This window comes from Bartonella sp. B41 (genome assembly GCF_053795765.1).
On the sequence record NZ_CP200037.1, the window covers coordinates 356917 to 374028 of the forward strand.

Annotated in this window: 12 protein-coding genes and 1 tRNA gene; 12 read left to right on the forward strand and 1 reads right to left on the reverse strand. The window is 40.4% G+C overall.

Features of this window, described 5'->3' with window-relative positions:
* Positions 1-10 precede the first annotated feature (10 nt).
* The 12 genes from tuf (at position 11) to V4P54_RS01480 (ending at position 16533) form a co-directional block, all read left to right on the forward strand.
* Positions 11-1186, forward strand: a complete 1176-nt coding sequence (tuf, locus tag V4P54_RS01425) for an elongation factor Tu (protein WP_455476638.1) — start codon at positions 11-13, stop codon at positions 1184-1186.
* A 58-nt stretch (positions 1187-1244) separates the two neighbouring features.
* Positions 1245-1317: transfer RNA gene (locus tag V4P54_RS01430), tRNA-Trp, on the forward strand.
* A 204-nt stretch (positions 1318-1521) separates the two neighbouring features.
* Positions 1522-1734 (forward strand): preprotein translocase subunit SecE, encoded by a 213-nt coding sequence (gene secE, locus V4P54_RS01435; protein WP_455477379.1) that lies wholly within the window; start codon positions 1522-1524, stop codon positions 1732-1734.
* Positions 1735-1754: 20 nt separating this feature from the next.
* The gene (nusG, locus tag V4P54_RS01440; protein WP_455477380.1) at positions 1755-2285 is read left to right on the forward strand and encodes a transcription termination/antitermination protein NusG; all 531 of its coding nucleotides are present in this window, start codon (positions 1755-1757) and stop codon (positions 2283-2285) included.
* 148 nt (positions 2286-2433) lie between these two features.
* On the forward strand, positions 2434-2862 hold the full coding sequence (gene rplK, locus V4P54_RS01445) for a 50S ribosomal protein L11 (RefSeq protein ID WP_455477381.1): 429 nt from the start codon (positions 2434-2436) through the stop codon (positions 2860-2862).
* A gap of 4 nt (positions 2863-2866) precedes the next feature.
* On the forward strand, positions 2867-3565 hold the full coding sequence (gene rplA / locus V4P54_RS01450; RefSeq protein ID WP_455477382.1) for a 50S ribosomal protein L1: 699 nt from the start codon (positions 2867-2869) through the stop codon (positions 3563-3565).
* 363 nt (positions 3566-3928) lie between these two features.
* The gene (rplJ, locus tag V4P54_RS01455) at positions 3929-4447 is read left to right on the forward strand and encodes a 50S ribosomal protein L10 (protein ID WP_455477383.1); all 519 of its coding nucleotides are present in this window, start codon (positions 3929-3931) and stop codon (positions 4445-4447) included.
* 105 nt (positions 4448-4552) lie between these two features.
* A complete protein-coding gene (gene rplL, locus V4P54_RS01460; protein ID WP_455477384.1) occupies positions 4553-4924 on the forward strand; it encodes a 50S ribosomal protein L7/L12 in 372 nt (123 codons plus the stop codon).
* 285 nt (positions 4925-5209) lie between these two features.
* Entirely contained in the window at positions 5210-9361 is a 4152-nt protein-coding gene (gene rpoB, locus V4P54_RS01465; protein ID WP_455477650.1) for a DNA-directed RNA polymerase subunit beta, read from the forward strand.
* A gap of 123 nt (positions 9362-9484) precedes the next feature.
* Positions 9485-13696: a DNA-directed RNA polymerase subunit beta' gene (gene rpoC, locus V4P54_RS01470; RefSeq protein ID WP_455477385.1), complete on the forward strand. Its 4212-nt coding sequence runs from the start codon at positions 9485-9487 to the stop codon at positions 13694-13696.
* A 400-nt stretch (positions 13697-14096) separates the two neighbouring features.
* The gene (locus V4P54_RS01475) at positions 14097-14786 is read left to right on the forward strand and encodes a nitroreductase (RefSeq protein ID WP_455477386.1); all 690 of its coding nucleotides are present in this window, start codon (positions 14097-14099) and stop codon (positions 14784-14786) included.
* A gap of 349 nt (positions 14787-15135) precedes the next feature.
* Positions 15136-16533, forward strand: a complete 1398-nt coding sequence (locus V4P54_RS01480; RefSeq protein WP_455477387.1) for an L-serine ammonia-lyase — start codon at positions 15136-15138, stop codon at positions 16531-16533.
* A 280-nt stretch (positions 16534-16813) separates the two neighbouring features.
* Here V4P54_RS01480 and V4P54_RS01485 read toward each other — a convergent pair whose 3' ends face one another.
* A complete protein-coding gene (locus V4P54_RS01485) occupies positions 16814-17092 on the reverse strand; it encodes a hypothetical protein (protein ID WP_455477388.1) in 279 nt (92 codons plus the stop codon).
* Between the last annotated feature and the right edge of the window lie 20 nt (positions 17093-17112).

The window sequence follows — 17112 nt, forward strand, 5'->3', positions numbered from 1 at the left end:
ATTGACAGCGATGGCAAAGAGCAAATTTGAACGTACGAAACCACATGTTAACATTGGTACGATTGGTCATGTTGATCACGGAAAGACCTCGCTAACCGCAGCGATTACGAAATATTTTGGTGAATTTAAAGCGTATGACCAAATTGATGCGGCGCCTGAAGAGCGTGCGCGTGGGATTACTATTTCTACAGCTCATGTTGAGTATGAGACAGAGAAGCGGCATTATGCGCATGTTGATTGTCCTGGTCACGCAGATTATGTGAAGAACATGATCACCGGAGCAGCGCAGATGGATGGAGCCATTTTGGTTGTTTCTGCAGCTGATGGCCCTATGCCTCAGACTCGTGAGCATATTTTGTTGGCTCGTCAGGTTGGTGTTCCGGCGATTGTTGTTTTTCTTAATAAAGTTGATCAAGTTGATGATGCGGAGCTTTTGGAGCTTGTTGAACTTGAAGTTCGGGAACTTTTGTCAAAATATGATTTTCCAGGAGATGATATACCAATAGTCAAGGGTTCTGCGTTAGCTGCTCTTGAGGATACAGATAAGAGTATTGGTGAGGATGCAGTTCGTCTTTTGATGAGTGAGGTTGATAATTATATTCCAACGCCTGATCGTCCTGTTGATTTGCCGTTTTTGATGCCAATTGAGGATGTTTTTTCGATTTCTGGTCGTGGAACTGTTGTTACTGGTCGTGTTGAGCGCGGTGTGATTAAAGTTGGGGAAGAAATTGAGATTATCGGGATTCGCCCAACTTCTAAGACAACAGTTACGGGTGTTGAGATGTTTCGCAAGCTTTTAGATCAAGGTCAGGCTGGTGATAATATAGGTGCGTTGCTTCGAGGTGTTGATCGTGAAGGAATTGAGCGTGGTCAAGTTTTGGCAAAACCTGGTTCTGTGACACCGCATACTAAATTTAAGGCAGAAGCTTATATTTTGACCAAGGATGAGGGTGGTCGTCATACTCCATTTTTTACGAATTATCGTCCACAGTTTTATTTTCGTACTACAGATGTGACGGGAATTGTTACATTGCCTGAGGGTACAGAGATGGTTATGCCTGGTGATAATGTTGCTATGGACATTTCTTTGATTGTGCCTATCGCAATGGAAGAGAAGTTGCGTTTTGCTATTCGTGAAGGTGGGCGTACAGTGGGTGCTGGTATAGTTTCTAAGATCATCGAGTAAATAATCATTGGTGAAGGCGTTTTGTGTAATAGGAAAAGGTCTTTTATTTTGAGATTATAGGGGTATAGCTCAGTTGGTAGAGCGGCGGTCTCCAAAACCGCAGGTCGCGGGTTCGATCCCTGCTGCCCCTGCAAAAAAGTAAATATAATTTAGGGGGGGGTATTAATGTATTTTTTTTCTGTCTTCTTTTTTTTTGATATTGGGCTTGTTTTTTTTTGTTTGAATCGCTATTGAGTAGAGAGTGGAAGGAACTGTATGTAGTTAAAGATCCTCTTTAATCGTGTTTGTTTTTGTTATAAAGTGGCAATAAGATCAGAAAGAATGTAGTGTGATTGATGGCGTCTAAAACCAATCCTGTTGCTTTTTTAAAGCAGGTTTATGTAGAAACTTCAAAGGTAAAATGGCCTACGCGTCGTGAGACTGTGATCTCTACCATCATGGTTTTGTTTGTGACGGCTTTGGCTTCAATTTTCTTTTTTATTGTAGATCAGGTTATGCATTTTGGTGTGTGGAAGGGTATTGATTTTTTGAAGTATCTTTTTGGCTGATAGTATAGGGAAGTGTGATTGTGGCTGCTCGTTGGTATATTGTTCAAGCGTATTCGAATTTTGAGAAGAAAGTAGTGGAAGCTATTGGCAAGGAAGCGAAGCAAAAGGGGCTTGATCACTTGTTTGAGAAGGTTCTTGTTCCAACTGAGCGTGTTGTTGAGGTTCGTCGTGGTCGTAAGGTTGACGCTGAGCGTAAGTTTTTTCCTGGTTATATTCTTGTCTGTGCTGAATTGACGGATGAAGTTTATCACCTTATTAAGAATACTCCTAAGGTAACGGGTTTTTTAGGTTCGGATTCGCGTCCTGTTCCTATTTCTGAGCAAGAGGTTGAACAAATTCTTAAGCAGGTTCAAGAAGGTGTTGAATCTCCAAAGTCTTCTGTCTTGTTTGAAGTTGGTGAACAGGTTCGCGTCGCTGATGGGCCTTTTGTTTCATTTAATGGTATTGTGCAAGAGGTTGAGGAAGAGCGTTCTCGTCTTAAGGTTGAGGTGTTGATTTTTGGGCGTCCTACGCCTGTTGATTTAGAATTCAGTCAAGTTGAGAAACTCTGATTGAATTTAGTGTGTTTGGATTACTTTAAGTAATTGGTGGGAGGTGATTTGTGGCTTTTGTCGGCCTTTATGAGCCTAAACCACCCGACTGCAATTGGGTTGATGAAGTGAATTGTCAGCTTACCAGTTTAATTGAAGGCAGATTATTATGGCAAAAAAAAGTATAGGTCAGCTAAAATTGCAAGTTCCTGCAGGGGCAGCTACTCCGTCTCCACCAATTGGTCCTGCTCTTGGTCAGCGTGGGATTAATATTATGGAATTTTGTAAAGCGTTTAATGCGGCTACACAAGAAACGGAAAAAGGTGTGCCGATTCCGGTTATTATCACTTATTATCAGGATAAATCTTTCACGTTTTCTTTGAAGACGCCTCCTGTATCATTTTTTTTAAAAAAAGAGGCAAATTTGAAATCTGGCTCGAAAGAGCCTGGTAAGGTTTTCGTGGGGAGCATTTCTCGTGACAAGATTCATTCAATTGCAGAGATGAAAATGAAAGATTTGAATGCAAATGATGTTGAATCAGCGATGCGTATGATTGAGGGATCTGCTCGCTCTATGGGTTTGGAAGTGGTAGGCTAGTGTTATGAGAAAAATAGCAAAAAGAATAAAAAATATCCGCAAAGATATTGATTTTAATAGATTTTATGCTTTAACCGATGCGGTTTCTATGGTTAAAGATCGTGCTGTTGCTAAGTTTGATGAGACGATTGAAATTTCAATAAACTTGGGTGTTGATCCTCGTCATGCAGACCAAATGGTTCGGGGTGTTGTGAATTTACCTAATGGAACGGGGCGGAATATCCGTGTTGCTGTTTTTGCTCGTGGGGATAAGGCTGAGGAAGCTAAGGCTGCCGGTGCAGATATTGTTGGGGATGAAGATTTGTTTGAATCTATCAATGGTGGTGTAATTAATTTTGATCGCTGCATTGCGACTCCGGATATGATGCCTCTTGTTGGTCGTCTTGGAAAGATTCTGGGCCCACGGAGTTTGATGCCAAATCCAAAAGTTGGTACTGTAACTCTTGATGTTGCTGGTGCTGTAAAAGCTTCTAAAGGTGGTGCTGTTGAATTTCGCGTTGAGAAGGCTGGTATTGTGCATGCTGGTATTGGTAAGGCATCTTTTGGAGTTGAGAGAATCGTAGAAAATATTAAAGCTTTTGTTCAAGCGGTTATTAAGGCTAAGCCGCAGGGTGCGAAGGGGGAGTATATCAAGCGTGTTGCGGTTTCTTCAACAATGGGTGTTGGTGTAAAGGTTGATCCTGTTACTGTTCGTTCGGAATAGGTGTTGATAAATTTTATTTTATTTTGGGATGCGTAACATCGAGATTGTATTTAAGGTGTCTGTTTTTAGATATATAGTCATCTAAGCTCTGTTGAGCTTAGGTTATTCCAGAGGGAATTCTGGAATGTCCTGTCCGAGATTGTAGGTGATGCATTGAGTATCTTAATTAAACAAAAGCCTACATGAGACTGGGGTAAAAACTGTAAAGTTGAAAGACTTAAAGGGTTTGAGCCAAGGTTGCCTTTGATCGCTGTGCGTGAAGAAAAGGGGGCAGGATCCTCGTCGGTAGCATAGAGTAACTTTGTGTTGCTAAGGGTAACCAACAAGTCTGTTTTTAACAAACTTGTTAAATGGAGAAAAACAGTGGATAGAGCGGAGAAACGCGAGTTTGTTACATGGCTTAATAAGATTTTTCAAAAGTCTGGTTCTGTCATTGTTGCACATTATTCTGGTTTGACAGTTTCACAAATGAATGATCTTCGTTCAAAAATTGGTGAAGCTGGTGGTGCTGTTAAGGTTGCTAAGAATCGTCTTGCTAGAATTGCTCTTCAGGGTACAGAATCTGAGTCTATGACGGATTTATTTGTTGGTCAGACTCTTATTGCTTATTCGGAAGATCCAATTATTGCGCCGAAAATTTCTGTTGAATTTGCGAAAACAAATGACAAATTTGTCATTCTTGGTGGTTCAATGGGTGCGGCGAGATTGAGTGTGGAGGCTGTGAAATCTTTAGCTTCATTGCCTTCATTGAATGAGTTGCGCGCAAAACTTGTGGGTATGATTTCTACTCCTGCAACTCGTATCACGCAAGTTGTTGGTGCACCTGCTAGTCAGGTTGCTCGTGTTATTGGTGCGTATGCGCAAGAGGGCAAGGCTGCTTAAGACTGTTTTTATATTCATGTTAACAGGAAAGTTTTCGTGCTTTTTTGTTTTTTTGAATAAGTTCTAAAATAATGGTTCAAATTTTTTAATTGAAGGAATTTTAAAATGGCTGATCTAACGAAGATCGTGGAAGAGCTTTCTAATTTGACTCTTTTGGAAGCTGCAGAGCTTTCCAAATTACTTGAAGAAAAATGGGGAGTTTCAGCTGCGGCTCCTGTTGCTGTTGCTGCTGTTGCTGGTGCTGCTGCTCCAGTCGTTGAAGAAAAGACAGAGTTTGATGTTGTTCTTGTTGATGGTGGCGTGCAGAAAATTAATGTTATTAAGGAAGTTCGTGCTCTTACGGGTCTTGGCCTTAAAGAGGCTAAAGATTTGGTTGAAGGTGCGCCTAAGCCTATTAAAGAGGGTGCCTCTAAGGACGAGGCTGAAAAAATTAAGTCTCAGCTTGAGGCTGCTGGTGCTAAAGTTGAGCTTAAGTAGGTTTTATTTGATCGGCGAGCTTGATGTTCGCCGAATTCTTTTTTTTATAATAAGGAAGATATGGAAGGAAGCCTTTCCCAAAACAATTTGGTGATTTGTATGGAGTCTGGTTTATATCTTATGTCCTCTCGTTGTAGAGCTAAGTGAATGAATGAAAGGTGTTAGCCGGGGGGGGCAGTGATGCTCACTATTGGGTATCAAGTGAAGTGGTCTGCGTGTGCAGGTTAATGACGCAAAGCTTTCAAGGTTTGGTTTGCCTTGAAGAGTAGAAATCGAGGAGTGATGATGGCTCAAACCCTAGCGATGACGTCTCAATTCAATGGTCGTAAGCGTGTTCGTAAGTTTTTTGGGAAAATTCCTGAAGTAGCAGAGATGCCAAATCTTATTGAGGTTCAGAAGGCTTCGTATGATCAATTTCTTATGATTCAGGAGCCAAAAGATGGGCGTCCAGATGAAGGCTTGCAGGCTGTTTTTAAGTCAGTGTTTCCTATTTCAGATTTTTCCGGTACAGCTATGCTTGAGTTTGTCGGTTATGAATTTGATTTGCCAAAATTTGATGTTGAGGAATGTAGACAGCGTGATTTGACTTATGCTGCTCCGTTAAAAGTAATATTGCGTTTAATTGTATTTGATGTTGATGAGGATACTGGCTCAAAAGATATTAAAGACATTAAAGAGCAGGGCGTTTATATGGGCGATATGCCTTTAATGACAACAAATGGTACTTTTATCATTAATGGTACTGAGCGCGTTATCGTTTCGCAGATGCATCGTTCTCCAGGTGTATTCTTCGATCACGACAAAGGAAAGTCACATTCATCAGGAAAATTTCTTTTTGCTGCTCGGGTTATTCCATATCGCGGTTCTTGGCTTGATATTGAGTTTGACGCTAAGGATATCATTTATGCTCGTATTGATCGGCGACGCAAGATTCCGGTTACAAGTCTTTTGATGGCATTAGGTATGGATGCATCAGAAATTTTGTCTACTTTTTATAATAAGATTTCTTATGAGCGGGATGGAGATGGGTGGCGTGTTCCTTATTCTGTTGATCGCTTTAAGGGAATAAAACTTGTTTCTGACCTTGTTGATGCGGATAATGGTGAAGTAGTTGCTGAGGCAGGTAAGAAATTAACGGTTCGTGCTGCAAAATCTTTGGCGGAAAAAGGTTTAAAGGCAGTTAAAGTTAGTGAAGATGATTTGCTGGGGTCTTACCTAGCAGAAGATATAGTTAATTATCAAACAGGTGAAATTTATCTTGAGGCTGGTGATGAAATTGATGAAAAGACATTGAAGATTTTATCTGATGTTAATGCTGATAAAATTAATATTCTTGACATTGATCATATGAATGTTGGCGCATATATCCGTAATACTTTGAAGGTAGATAAAAATGAAAGTCGACAGGATGCGTTGTTCGATATTTACCGAGTGATGCGTCCAGGTGAGCCGCCAACAATGGATACAGCAGAAGCGATGTTTCATTCGCTGTTTTTTGATCCTGAACGTTATGATCTTTCAGCTGTTGGGCGTGTTAAGATGAATTTGCGTATGGATCTAGATTGTTCAGATACGATTCGTATTTTACGTCAAGAAGATATTCTTGCTGTTGTTAAGATGCTTGTTGAATTACGCGATGGACGTGGTGAAATTGATGATATCGATAACCTTGGTAATCGTCGTGTTCGATCAGTTGGTGAGCTGATGGAAAATCAATATCGTATCGGTTTGCTTCGCATGGAGCGTGCAATAAAAGAGCGTATGTCGTCTGTTGAGATTGATACGGTAATGCCGCAAGATTTGATTAATGCTAAGCCAGCGGCGGCGGCTGTTCGTGAATTCTTTGGATCTTCGCAGTTATCCCAGTTTATGGATCAAACTAATCCGTTATCGGAAATTACTCATAAGCGCCGTCTTTCCGCTCTTGGTCCGGGTGGTTTAACACGTGAGCGGGCAGGGTTTGAAGTTCGTGATGTACATCCTACGCACTACGGTCGTATTTGTCCAATTGAAACGCCAGAAGGTCCTAATATTGGTTTGATTAATTCTTTAGCGACATTCGCGCGAGTTAATAAGTATGGTTTTATTGAAAGTCCATATCGTAAAATTATCGATGGTAAGGTAACGACAGAGGTTGTTTATCTTTCTGCGATGGAGGAATCTAAGCATTATGTAGCACAGGCTAATTCTTCATTAGATTCTGAAGGGCGTTTTACAGAGGAGTTTATTGTTTGCCGTCACGCGGGTGAGGTTTTGATGGCGTCACGGGATCACGTTGATTTGATGGATGTTTCGCCAAAGCAGCTGGTTTCTGTAGCTGCTGCTCTGATTCCATTTTTGGAGAATGATGATGCGAATCGTGCTTTGATGGGGTCGAATATGCAACGTCAAGCTGTTCCTCTTGTTCGCGCTGAAGCGCCATTTGTTGGTACAGGAATGGAGTCAGTAGTTGCTCGTGATTCTGGGGCAGCCATCAGTGCAAAGCGAAGTGGTATTGTTGATCAAGTTGATGCAACACGTATCGTAATTCGTGCAACAGAAGATTTGGATCCTTCAAAATCTGGTGTTGATATCTATCGTTTACAAAAATTTCAGCGTTCTAATCAGTCTACATGTATTAATCAACGTCCTCTTGTACACGTTGGTGATCGTATCGAGAAGGGTGATATTATCGCGGATGGTCCATCTACAGATCTCGGTGATTTGGCTCTTGGGAGAAATGTTCTTGTAGCGTTTATGCCTTGGAATGGTTACAACTACGAAGATTCTATTTTGCTTTCTGAGCGCATTGTTGCTGATGATGTTTTTACCTCAATTCATATTGAAGAATTTGAAGTTGCTGCTCGTGATACAAAACTTGGGCCAGAAGAGATTACTCGTGATATTCCTAACGTTGCAGAAGAAGCGTTAAGAAATTTGGATGAGGCTGGTATTATTTATATTGGTGCAGACGTTCAGCCTGGGGATATTTTGGTTGGTAAAATCACACCAAAAGGTGAAAGTCCTATGACACCAGAGGAAAAGCTTTTACGTGCGATTTTTGGAGAAAAAGCCTCGGATGTTCGTGATACTTCTATGAGGATGCCGCCGGGGACTTTTGGAACTGTTGTTGAAGTTCGTGTTTTTAATCGCCATGGTGTGGAAAAGGATGAACGTGCTATGGCAATTGAACGTGAGGAAATTGAACGTTTAGCTAAAGACCGTGATGATGAGCAATCGATACTTGATCGTAGCGTTTATGCGCGACTTGCTGATATGTTGGCAGACAAGTTTGCTATAAGCGGCCCAAAAGGATTTTCCAAAGGGAAAAAACTTGATAGTGTGGTTATGGGGCATTATCCGCGCTCACAGTGGTGGCAATTTGCTGTTGAGGATGAACAGCTTCAGAATGAAATTGAAACTTTGCGCAAGCAGTATGATGAGTCAAAAGAAGCATTGCAACGTCGCTTTATGGATAAAGTTGAGAAAGTCCAGAGAGGCGATGAAATGCCTCCTGGTGTCATGAAAATGGTAAAGGTTTTTGTTGCTGTGAAGCGTAAAATCCAACCAGGTGATAAAATGGCAGGGCGTCATGGTAATAAGGGTGTTGTGTCACGGATCCTTCCGGTAGAAGATATGCCATTTCTAGAAGATGGAACTCATGCAGATATCGTTTTGAATCCGCTTGGTGTGCCTAGTCGTATGAATGTTGGTCAAATTCTTGAGACCCACCTTGGTTGGGCATGTGCTGGTATGGGAAAAAAAATTAGTGATTTAGTTAATTTTTATCAAGAGACGGGGGATATACTTCCTTTGCGTCAGCGGATTGAGAACTTTATTCCTGACAATGGTCGTAATGAGCCAGTGCGTCAATATGACAATGAAAGTCTTTATAAATTGGCTTTGCAGTTAAGGAAAGGTGTTTCGATTGCTACACCTATTTTTGATGGGGCGCATGAAGCAGATATTAACATGATGTTAGAAGATGCAGGTTTAGATAGTTCAGGTCAGGTTACTCTTTATGATGGTCGTACTGGGGAGCCTTTTGATCGTCCAGTGACGGTTGGTTACATTTACATGCTTAAATTACATCACCTCGTTGATGATAAGATTCATGCTCGTTCAATTGGTCCTTATTCACTTGTTACGCAGCAACCATTGGGCGGTAAAGCGCAATTTGGTGGTCAGCGTTTTGGTGAAATGGAAGTTTGGGCGCTTGAAGCTTACGGTGCTGCATATACTTTGCAGGAGATGCTGACGGTGAAATCGGATGATGTTGCTGGTCGAACAAAAGTTTATGAGGCGATTGTGCGTGGTGACGATACATTTGAGGCGGGTATACCCGAAAGCTTTAATGTGTTAGTGAAGGAAATGCGGTCACTTGCCCTTAACGTAGAACTTGATGATGCGCGTGAGCTTATTGCGCGACGAGCATTATCTGATACAGCTGAACAATAATATAGGGAGCACCCTGAGAATGATGTGCTCTAATGTTCTGTGAAGCTAAATAAAAAATACTAAGATAGCATAGACAGTTAGAAAAGCAGAAACAGGTTTTAAGAATCTTTGAAGGAGAACAGCATGAACCACGAGGTCATGAATCTTTTCAATCCTCAAGCGCCAGCGCAGACATTTGACTCTATCCGGATTTCAATTGCAAGTCCTGAGAAGATTTTGTCTTGGTCGTATGGTGAAATCAAAAAGCCTGAGACCATTAACTATCGAACTTTTAAGCCAGAGCGTGACGGTCTTTTTTGTGCACGTATATTTGGTCCTATTAAAGATTATGAATGTTTATGCGGTAAGTATAAGCGTATGAAATACAAAGGTATTATTTGTGAAAAATGTGGTGTGGAGGTTACTCTTTCACGCGTACGTCGTGAGCGTATGGGGCACATTGAGCTTGCCGCGCCGGTTGCTCATATTTGGTTCTTGAAATCGCTACCAGGTCGCATTTCCACCCTTTTGGATTTGACTTTAAAGGACATTGAACGAGTTCTCTATTTTGAGAATTATATTGTAACAGAACCAGGATTGACATCTCTTAAGCAACATCAGCTTCTTTCTGAAGAAGAGTATATGCTCGCTGTTGATGAATTTGGGGAAGATCAGTTTACGGCTATGATTGGTGCAGAGGCTATTTATGAGCTTTTGGCTAGCTTAGAATTGGAAAAAATTGCAAATGATTTGCGTGCTGAATTGGCTGAAACTACTTCAGAGTTAAAACAAAAAAAGCTTATTAAACGACTCAAGATTGTCGAAAATTTTCTTGAATCTGGCAATAAACCAGAGTGGATGATTATGAAGATAATTCCAGTCATTCCGCCGGATTTGCGTCCATTGGTTCCGCTCGATGGAGGACGTTTCGCAACGTCAGATTTAAATGATCTTTATCGACGTGTTATAAACCGTAATAATCGTTTAAAGCGGCTAATTGAATTACGCGCTCCAGGAATTATCGTGCGTAATGAAAAGCGTATGGTACAAGAGGCTGTTGATGCGTTATTCGATAATGGTCGTCGTGGGCGTGTGATTACTGGAGCAAATAAACGTCCACTAAAATCGCTTTCGGATATGTTAAAAGGTAAGCAGGGACGGTTTCGTCAAAATTTGCTTGGAAAGCGTGTTGATTATTCGGGGCGCTCTGTTATCGTGACTGGGCCTGAGTTAAAGCTACATCAGTGTGGTCTTCCAAAAAAAATGGCTCTTGAATTATTTAAACCGTTCATTTACGCACGGCTTGATGCAAAGGGTTATTCGTCAACTGTGAAACAAGCAAAAAAGCTTGTCGAGAAGGAACATCCAGAAGTTTGGGATATATTGGATGAGGTCATTCGTGAGCATCCTGTTTTGCTGAATCGCGCACCAACGCTACACCGTCTTGGAATTCAGGCTTTTGAGCCTATCTTGATTGAAGGGAAAGCTATACAGCTTCATCCATTGGTATGTACTGCTTTTAACGCAGATTTTGATGGTGATCAGATGGCGGTTCATGTTCCGCTTTCTCTTGAGGCACAGCTTGAAGCGCGTGTTTTGATGATGTCAACCAATAATATTCTTCATCCAGCCAATGGTGCACCAATTATCGTTCCATCACAGGATATGGTTCTTGGGCTTTACTATCTTTCTATTGTTTCCGAAAAAGAGCCAGGTGAGGGGATGGCTTTCGCTGATATAGGTGAATTACATCATGCTTTGGAAAACAAGGTTATAACTCTTCACACAAAAATTAAAGGCCGGTTCAAAAATATTGGGAAGGATGGGAAAGAGGTTTCTAAGATTTATGATACAACACCGGGACGTTTGATTATTGGTGAGCTTTTACCAAAAAATCCAAACATCTCATTTGATCTTGTTAATCAAGAGATGACTAAAAAGAACATTTCTAAAATGATTGATCAAGTTTACCGGCATTGTGGACAAAAAGAGACAGTTATTTTTTGTGATCGTATTATGCAGCTTGGTTTTTCTCATGCTTGTCGTGCTGGGATTTCATTTGGTAAAGATGACATGGTTATCCCTGATAGCAAGTCGCGTTTGGTTGCTGAGACTGAAGCGTTAGCTAAGGAGTATGAGCAGCAGTACAATGATGGTTTAATTACTCAGGGTGAAAAATATAATAAGGTCGTAGATGCTTGGGGTAAATGTACTGATCGTGTTGCAGATGAAATGATGAAGCGTATTCAGGCTGTTGAATTTGACCCTAAGACGGGTCGTCAGCGGCAGATGAATTCAATTTACATGATGTCGCATTCTGGTGCGCGTGGTTCTGCTAATCAGATGAAGCAATTGGCTGGTATGCGTGGGTTAATGGCAAAACCATCAGGTGAAATTATTGAAACTCCAATTATTTCAAACTTTAAAGAAGGTTTAACTGTTAACGAGTACTTTAATTCTACCCATGGAGCGCGTAAAGGGCTTGCTGATACTGCATTAAAAACCGCAAATTCTGGTTATCTAACGCGACGTCTTGTGGATGTTGCACAAGATGCAATCATTTCGGCCGTTGATTGTGGGACTGCAAAGGGGCTGACTATGCAGTCAATTGTTGATGCAGGACAAATTGTTGCTTCTCTTGGTCAGAGGATTCTTGGTCGCACAGCGCTTGTTGATATTTTGCATCCAGTTTCCGGGGAAGTTATTCTCGAAGGTGGTGCAATGATTGAAGAAGCTGATGTTGCTAGGATTGAAGAGGCTGGAATTCAGTCTGTTCAAATTCGTTCTGCTTTGACTTGTGAGACGCGTCTTGGTGTTTGTGCAAAGTGCTATGGTCGTGATTTAGCGCGTGGAACACCAGTTAATCAAGGTGAAGCCGTTGGTGTTATCGCTGCTCAGTCAATTGGTGAGCCAGGAACTCAGCTTACCATGCGAACTTTCCACTTGGGTGGAACAGCGCAGGTTGTTGATTCATCTTATTTGGAAGCATCTTATGAAGGTATGGTAGAGATTCGTAATCGCAATGTTGTTCGCAATTCTGAAGGTCATTTAGTTGTGATGGGGCGCAATGTTGCTATTATCATCAAAGATGAAACTGGAAAAGAGCGTGTTGTACATCGTGTTAGCTATGGTGCTCATATTTTCGTTGATGATGGTGATGTAGTTAGATGTGGTCAGCGTATAGCTGAGTGGGATCCTTATACGCGTCCGATTTTAACTGAAGTTGATGGCTATGTGGGATTTGAGGATATGATTGATGGTTTATCAGTTACTGAAACAGCTGATGAATCTACGGGTATTACAAAGCGTTTGGTGATTGATTGGCGTGCTAATCCGCGCGGTGCCGAGTTAAAACCAGCAATTATCATTCACGAAGATAAAAAAGGCGAGACCATAGCCAAGTTGTATAAGGGGGGAGAAGCTCGTTATATGATGTCGGCAGAAACTATTCTCTCTGTCGAGCCTGGTTCTCATGTTAAGGCTGGTGATGTTGTTGCACGCTTACCAATGGAAAGTGCTAAAACAAAAGATATTACAGGTGGTTTGCCACGTGTTGCAGAGCTTTTTGAAGCACGGCGTCCAAAGGATCATGCTATCATCGCAGAGGTTAGTGGTACAATTAGGTTTGGTCGTGGTTATAAAAATAAGCGTCGTATTATCATTGAGCCAAACGATGAGACTCTTGAACCAGTAGAATATTTAATTCCAAAGGGTAAGTTGTTTCATTTTCAAGAAGGTGATCAAATTGAAAAAGGGGATTACATTCTTGATGGTAATCCAGCACCTCATGATATTTTGGCAATTAAGGGTGTTGAGGCTTTGGCATCTTACCTTGTTAATGAGATACAAGAAGTTTATCGCCTGCAGGGTGTGGTAATTAACGATAAGCATATTGAAGTGATTGTTCGTCAGATGTTGCAAAAGGTTGAAATTACTGAGTCTGGAGATTCTGGCTATATTCCAGGTGATCATGTTGATCGTATTGAGTTGGATGAAGTTAATGATAATTTGATTGCGGAAGGAAAAAAACCAGCTTCTGGTGATCCTATCCTTCTTGGAATTACAAAGGCGTCTCTTCAAACTCCATCTTTTATTTCTGCTGCATCATTTCAGGAGACAACAAGGGTTCTTACTGAAGCGGCGGTTTCTGGAAAAATCGATACTCTGCAGGGGCTTAAGGAGAATGTTATTGTCGGTCGCCTTATCCCTGTGGGTACAGGTGGTACGATTGCTCAAATTCGCCGTATTGCTGCAGTTCGTGATGATTTGATTGTAGATGAAAAACGCAAGTCTAGCAATAATGAGGCAGCTAAGGCCATGTTAACAAATATGATGACTGATGCAGTTGCTGAGTAATTAGTGTGCTTTTAAAGAAGCGTCCAAATTATAATTTGGGCGTTTCAAAATTCTTATAATATACAAATGGTATGTTTTAAGAGAGCGTTACTGTAGAAGGCAATGAAGCAATTATCATATTTGAGTTATTTCATAACTTGCTGTACTTACAATATCTTTGTTTTTGCAAAAGGTATGATTTCTAATTTTAAGCTTCACTTCATTGATTTATTTTCTCAATCATCTCTTTTCTATAAAAAAATAGACTGTGTGAGTCTTCATAAGTAGTAAAATTAATAGCAAACTTATTACATAATTAAATAGGATGAGGAGTGGTGTAAGGCTATCTTAGCAGCATGTTTTTTAGATTAGGTAAATAATATATTTGGATTTAGTTTTTTGCAAAAAGAAAGTAAAAGCGATGACAGATTTTTCTATTGATGTTTTTCAATCTATTCTGTCACGGAGGTCAATTCGATCTTTTACGAACCGACAGGTTGAACAAAAAATAATCAAAGAGATTTTAAAGTTTGCAGCACGTGCACCATCTGGTACAAATTTACAGCCTTGGCAGGTGATTGTATTAACAGGAAAAGTTTTACAGCAGGTAGGGCAAGAACTTTCGCGGCTTGTATTATCAGGTGTAAAAGGGGAGCGTGGATATCATTATTATCCACGTCAATGGCGCGAGCCTTATCTCTCTCGGCGTCGAAAAGTTGGTTTGGATCTTTATAAGAGTCTTGGGATTCAGAAGGGAGAGCATGAAAAGATACTTTACCAGAAGGCAAGAAATTTTTCATTTTTTGGTGCACCTGTTGGACTTTTATTCACAATGGATCAAGACATGGAAATGGGCAGTTGGCTTGATATGGGTATATTTATGCAGACCATTATGTTGGCAGCGCGCGGGTTTGGCTTAGATACTTGTCCCCAAGCAGCCTTCGCTGATTATCATAAGCAAATTCGCACACTTTTATCAATACCTTCCGATCGGAATATTATCTGCGGTATGGCACTTGGATATCGTGATACGAATGCACCAGAAAACAATTTTGATACTGAGCGAGAATCAATAGAAAACTTTGTGCACTTTGTTAAATCACGTTCATAATTAATCACGCCTATAGAATATTGTTATGAAATTAATTATAAGGTTTTTAGGTATGATAAAAAATATTTTAGTATAAATTTCTGAGTTCTTACCTAATTTTAGTGTTGTATATCAATGTTTATTTGATTACGCTTGGTGCATTAAAAAATAATTATTTGAAAAGAGTTAATTTTTCAAAGGTTTTTCATGGAAAGCATTGTAAAGAGAGAGTGCTGGGTGGTAGCAAGACGGGCGACATTTATATTCGTTGCTGCTATTTTTTTAGCTTATCTCACAATTTAATTTTAAATAAGACAAACACGGTAAAAAGACCTATACTTTGGATTTGTACTTAGTTTTGAGGTGATTGGTGTTTTTGTCTGTTTTTGATCTTTTTAAAATTGGTATTGGTCCTTCTAGTTCTCATACAATGGGGCCAATGACTGCTGCTAATATGTTCTTGCACGAGATTGTTGCGCGAGATTTTTCTTTATCTTCTCATGCTAATATTTCTCATATACGTGCTTATCTTTATGGTTCATTGGCTTACACTGGGGTTGGCCATGCTACAGACAGAGCTATTGTCTTAGGGCTTTTGGGACAAGAGGCATCTACTGTTGATCCTAACTGCATGGGGGTACTATTAGAAAAGGTTGAACGTGAAAAAAAAGTGCAACCAATAGGCCATCCTGCTTATCGGTTTGATTTTTATAGTGATCTTATTTTTGAACGAAAAAAAGTTTTACCTGGGCATAGCAATGGACTTGCGTTTGAAGGGCTTGATGATGATGGAAATGTTCTTTTGCGGAAGATTTATTATTCCATTGGTGGTGGCTTTGTTGTAACCGAAGATGAGTTAAACAATCTAAATGAGAATTCACAACCAGAATCATCTAAAGTACCTTATCCTTTTGATTCTGCTAGTAAAATGTTAAAAATGGCACAAGAATCAGGACTTTCAATTGCTGAAATGAAACGCTTAAATGAAGAGACAAGGATGAATCGTTCTTCTCTTGAAGAGAAACTTGATGAAATTTTTTCAGCTATGACAAACTGCATTGATAGAGGGCTTTCACAGGAAGGTGAGTTGCTTGGCGGATTACGTGTTCTAAGGCGTGCAAAAAAATTGTACGATAAGCTTTTGGAAAATCGAAAAAAAAATCATAACAATCCACTTTTAGCAAATGATATACTTTCTACGTATGCTATAGCAGTGAGTGAAGAAAATGCAGCAGGTAGTCGTGTTGTAACTGCACCAACAAATGGTGCAGCTGGTGTGATACCAGCGGTTTTGCGTTATTATCTTCAATTTAGTGATGGTTCTGATAGAGAAGGAATACATAATTTTTTATTGACGGCAGCAGCTATTGGTGGTGTCATCAAACATAATGCTTCTATTTCTGGTGCTGATGTTGGGTGTCAGGGTGAAGTTGGAGTTGCATCTTCAATGGCTGCAGCTGGGTTGACAGCAGCATTAGGTGGGACACCGTTTCAAATTGAAAATGCTGCAGAGATTGCTCTTGAGCATCATTTGGGAATGACATGTGATCCGGTTGCAGGTCTTGTTCAGGTGCCTTGCATTGAGCGTAATGCAATGGGTGCCGTCAAGGCAGTTACAGCTTCTTCTCTTGCATTACATGGCAATGGAAGGCATTTTGTTTCTCTTGATGCTTGTATAGAGACGATGCGCCAGACAGGGCATGATATGAATGAACGTTACAAGGAGACAAGCAAAGCTGGCCTTGCAGTTAACGCAATATTTTGTTAATTTTTAAAGGTAGGATATTCAATCAAATAAGCTAGATTTTTATCGATCAGATGGCTATCCGGTTGCATTCAAAGGTTATTCTAAAAAGATACAAATTTTGGAAATGGTTTTTGATAGTTTTTTGCGATAGGGTGAAGTTTTTCCGCGTTTTAATTTTGGCCAGAGCCTCTTCTTTTTTATTATGAGGGCTAATGGAGTGTTCTCTGCATTATATCAAAGATTATGCACGGTGCGCAAATCCCCTCATTTACAATAACGTTTTTAGGATCTATTTATCACATCAAATATTTGTTGCGCCTAGGCGAATTTTAATAGGGACACTGCCAGTTTGGCTTGAAACGCGTAAATGAATGCGAACTGGAGGCATGATCATACGGCGATTACGAATTATTTGACAAGAAAAAAGATTGACAAGAGATTGCGTATTTAGCACTGCAGGAGTGTTCTTTAAACCAGAAAGCTTCGCAGCAGCATCGTGGAGAGACCGCAATGAAAGGAAAGATGATGGCTTAAACAATTGGGTTTTTATAGGAAATGAAGTAATAGCATTATGGGTCATGGTATTATCCTCAACGCGGA